Annotated in this window: 5 protein-coding genes; all 5 read right to left on the bottom strand. The window is 30.2% G+C overall.

Annotated elements, in window-relative coordinates:
- A partial coding sequence (locus tag SOR77_RS09775; RefSeq protein WP_320636914.1) for a PEP/pyruvate-binding domain-containing protein occupies positions 1 to 447 on the bottom strand: 447 nt, incomplete at its 3' end.
- A gap of 112 nt (positions 448 to 559) precedes the next feature.
- Entirely contained in the window at positions 560 to 1,099 is a 540-nt protein-coding gene (locus SOR77_RS09770; RefSeq protein ID WP_320636913.1) for a class IV adenylate cyclase, read from the bottom strand.
- Complete coding sequence (locus tag SOR77_RS09765) at positions 1,083 to 1,778, bottom strand: metallophosphoesterase (RefSeq protein ID WP_320636912.1); 696 nt, start codon at positions 1,776 to 1,778, stop codon at positions 1,083 to 1,085. The genes SOR77_RS09770 and SOR77_RS09765 overlap by 17 nt, the downstream gene beginning before the upstream one ends.
- Positions 1,775 to 4,024, bottom strand: a complete 2,250-nt coding sequence (locus SOR77_RS09760) for an ATP-binding protein (protein WP_320636911.1) — start codon at positions 4,022 to 4,024, stop codon at positions 1,775 to 1,777. Before SOR77_RS09760 ends, SOR77_RS09765 begins: the two co-directional genes overlap by 4 nt.
- The coding region (locus SOR77_RS09755) for a hypothetical protein (RefSeq protein WP_320636910.1) at positions 4,014 to 4,378 on the bottom strand (365 nt) is incomplete at its 5' end. The genes SOR77_RS09755 and SOR77_RS09760, both read right to left, overlap by 11 nt.

Genomic DNA, 4,378 nt, shown 5'->3' with positions numbered 1-4,378 from the left:
TTCTTCGCCTCTTATGTGTAGATAAGTATCTTGTTGTCCGGCAAATGAAGCATCTGGCAAATCTTCAGCAGTTGCAGAAGACCTAACCGCAACTTCAGGATTTTCTACTCCTATTTCTTCCGCAAATTGTGCATAGGCCCTTTTGATTTCTTCTTCTATCTCAGGCTTTATTTCAGATGAATTTATTTTATCTCTAACTTCTTTTGAAACATCTGTCAAAGCTTCAACATCTTCCACGTCAAGAGAACTTACTAAAATTCTTACAATTTCATCAAGTTCTGAATAATTTATAAATTCATCATATGCTCCTGCTGTTACACAGAATCCTGGTGGCACAGGCAACCCCATGCTTGTAAGCTCGCCTAAATTAGCCCCCTTACCACCAACTTGTGATATATCGTCTTTACCAATCTCATTAAACCATTTTATATAATTGTAACCAGCCATAAGCCCTCCTAATTTAATGTTAAGTTATATTTTCTCAACCCTTTTAATATTATATCATATTTATAATTATGACGCATTATTTTTGCACAAAAAAATCGTGCTCTCACACGATTTATTTTGCTATACTGTCTTTTAATTCCGCTATTGAAAGAGTTGAAATGTGTTTCTTATCAACTTGAAGATTTTTCAGTACTTCATATAATTCTTCTTCTGAATTAGCCTCAACTTCAATATATGGGTGAGGATATGTTTCTTCGTCCCATGTATCAACATCAAACCTTATATTATTTAACTTATAAGATACTCTATTTTTTCTCCCCTCTATTTGTACATCATATCCCATAAGTTCTAAAATTTTTCTAAGTTCCATTACATCAGATATTTCAGTTGTATGTTCTATGTTCTCTCTAACATTTTTATCTGTTATTTGTTCCTTAAATGTAAAATACTTTTTATCTTCACCTGTTATTAAATTTTTAGACTCTCTTATTCTCAAATAACCAATGCCACTATTTATTTCATGTGTACTTGAATTTATAGTTATATTAACTTGGTCTTCTTCCAAAAATTTTTCAGCGCCTATATTTGTTAATTTGGATTTAAAATCTTCAACATCTAAACCCAATAACTTTACTTCAATTTCCCTTTCCATCAACAATCTCCTGTAATTTAAAATCTATATAATCGCTTGAAACACATTTATATAAGACGTCATTTTTAATTCCCTCAAAAACTTGTCTGTGTCCTTCAGCGTGAAGATGCCCATATATACAAATTCCCACTCCACTTTTTGTCAATAAATTTGAAAATTCATTAGCCGAAAAATCTTGATTATATGGCGGATAGTGTATCATCGCTATAAGCTTCTTGCCTTTTTCAGCTGACTTTATCGAATTTTCAAGCCTTATTACCTCGCGATTATATATTTTTTCATCTGCCTTTTTAAACTCACTCATATCCTTAGATATCCAACCTCTTGTTCCAACAATTGCATAATCCCCAAAAGTGTGTGAGTTATTATACAAAAATTTTGTCTTCTCAAGTTTTAGTTCATCTAATTTGGTTATTGAACTCCACCAATAGTCGTGATTCCCCTTAGAAATTATCTTATATCCCGGTAAACTATCTATTAGTTCTAAATCTAAAACACTTTCTGAAAGTCTCAGCCCCCAACTTATATCCCCCGGCAACAATACCAAATCATCATCTTTGACTTTAGACTTCCAACTTTCAATTATCTTTTCCTTGTGATTTATCCACTTTCTCCCAAATACATCCATAGGTTTCTCACCTATTGGGTCAAAGTGTAAATCACCTATCCCATATATCATAAATTCACCTTGTTGTATGCAATGCCCATCTCATCTAAAATTTTAGACTCTCTGCTCATTGCACTAAATATTATTATTTGTTTTTTCTTTGAATAATTATCCAAAAATTTAAGCGTTTCTCTACACCTTAAATCATCATATTGTATAAAGTGGTCATCTAAAACTATAGGTGCATTTTTATATATCATTTCTGAAATCGCAAGTCTAAGCCCGAGATATAGTTGGTCAACAGTTCCATTGCTGAGTTTATCAACTTCAATCATCTTACCGGAAGCTCTATCTTCTACTAAAATGTTAAACTTTTCATCTACAACTATTCTATCGTACTTTCCAGATGTTATATCTTTTATAAACTCAGTCATAAATCCCACAATTTTTGGCAAAAATACCTCTTTATTTTGTGAATATATTTCTTTTAACACATCTATTGCCCTATGAATTGCACTTTTATTTCCTTCAAGCTCTTGTAATTTATCTTCCAATATACTAAGTTCTTCATCTACTTCAGTTAATTTGTGAAAATTAGCATCATTTATGCTCATTTTACCTGAAAGCTCTATAAACTTAGCTTCCAATTCTTCCAATACACTCTCTTCTTCAAACAAATTTCCGTCTACCACTTCAACATTATGATTTAAATCTTCAATATCTCTTCCATTTAAAATATGCTCTATAATACTTTCGCTATTTTTAATATCTTGTATTAAAGATTTCCCTTCATCTGACAAATACTTCTCTCTTAATTCATTGAAAGATAGGGAATAATTTCTTTCTAACTCAACTATTTTTAAATTGAAGTTTTCTAATTTCTTTTCCAATTCAATCCTAAGATTTTCTTCTATTTCATTCCTTATATCTTTTTCAATTTCCATCTTATTCAATTTGGAAATTTCATCTTCAAAAAACTCTCTAAGTTCTTCCAAACTATTTAATCTATACTTTCTCATATATACAGAAAAAACATTGTCCATTTCCCTTTTCTCTTGAGTTTTTACAGAAGACTGTTTCATATAGTCACTTATTCTATCTTCAATTCTATCCATTGCTGCCTTTTTCATTCTATATGGATTGAATTTTAAATAAGCAAAAAACAATAGAGGTATGGCAACTATCCCAATATAAAATCTTCTAGTGTAAACTGCTCCCAAAACCGACAACAACGCCAAACCAAGAGCTATTAACATATATCCATTCAGCTTATTAACTTCAGCTTTAGAAACTATTAAATCATGGTTTAACAACTCAATTTCCTTAGAAAAATTATTTCTGTTGAGTTCATCTATTCTACTACATAACTTTTTAAATTCCGCATAGTCTTTTTCTATGTCATCATATTCACAGACCACATCTATGCAAGTTCTCTCTTCATTTAGTCTGTTCTCTATCTTAGAATACTCTCTATCTATTTCAATTAAAGTTTCATAATCTGTATCAGAAATTACCTCGCCTAAATTTTCTTTACTATTCCTAAATTTTTTTATTTTTTGATAGTTTCTTTGGTCATCTGATAACTTTAAATTTCTTACAAATTTTCTCTGTTCATACAAACTTTGCTTAAGTTCCAAAAATTCTGAAGTTACCTCTTCATATCTTGATAGATTTATTTTTAATTCACTTTTTTTCTTTTTAAGAAGTTCTATTTGCTGATAAAGCTTGCCTATCGGAGAAGTCTTTCGACTTTCACGCCCCAATTCATCACTTTTCTTCTCAAGATTTTCAACCGCATCAATTAAAGAATACTTTTCATCTCCAGAAGTAGCAAAATTTTCCAAACTATGCTTTAATGTATCAACTTCTGAACCAAGTTTTGATTCTAACTGTCCAATGAAAAATGAATTGCTAAACACCGAACTTTCAACATCGAGTAAATACACCCCGGGCTGTTTTATCTTTGCAAACTTGTTTAGCTCACTTGCTGAACTCAAATTTTCTCCTGTTGTCATATTGTGAAAATCGAGTTCATACTTATCAAAGTTTCTCATTATTCTAAAACTATCGCCATTATTTAAAACAATAGAGCCTTTATATTCACTCTCAGTCCACGGTCTATACTTTTCAAAATCTGAAGTAGTTCTTCTTTGAACACCACTTTTTGCAAATCCATAAAATATACCTTCAATGAATTTGAATATGGTGCTCTTTCCGGATTCATTTTCACCATAAATCAAATTAATTCCGTCTTTTAATTCAATTTTCTTATTTTTAAATTTTCCAAACGCCTGTAAATTAAGTTCTTCAATTTTCATTTGCAGTCTCCAATAGAGCCTCTATCCCATACTTTATAGCTTGCTCATCACTTCCTAATTTTTTTAAAACTTCTGAAATAATCCCACTGGTATCAGAATTAGAAAGTTCTTCATAATTTATTATGTTCTTAGTTTCATTCATTATCTTTAAATAATAAAAATCGTTATTTTCAAGAATTTCTAAAATATATTCTATATCTTGATTTTTCCCAACTAAAATTAATTTATTAAAATCAGCTCTATATCCTTTTAAAATTTCTAATACTTCATTTTTTATTTTATCTACATTTTTATCCGTTACATCAATCTTAAAAGTGTTGTACTCTCTTTTGGCAAACTTCACAAATTCTTGAT

It is taken from the genome of Peptoniphilus sp., assembly GCF_034090345.1.
Lineage (GTDB): Bacteria > Bacillota > Clostridia > Tissierellales > Peptoniphilaceae > Peptoniphilus.
Note: the sequence above shows the minus strand (reverse complement) of the source record. Positions and strands in the feature narration are given on the sequence as shown.

Coding starts and splice junctions, on each gene's coding strand:
- SOR77_RS09760 (WP_320636911.1), bottom strand. CDS start 4,024: ATGAAAATTGAAGAACTTAATTTACAGGCGTTTGGAAAATTTAAAAAT.
- SOR77_RS09765 (WP_320636912.1), bottom strand. CDS start 1,778: ATGATATATGGGATAGGTGATTTACACTTTGACCCAATAGGTGAGAAA.
- SOR77_RS09770 (WP_320636913.1), bottom strand. CDS start 1,099: ATGGAAAGGGAAATTGAAGTAAAGTTATTGGGTTTAGATGTTGAAGAT.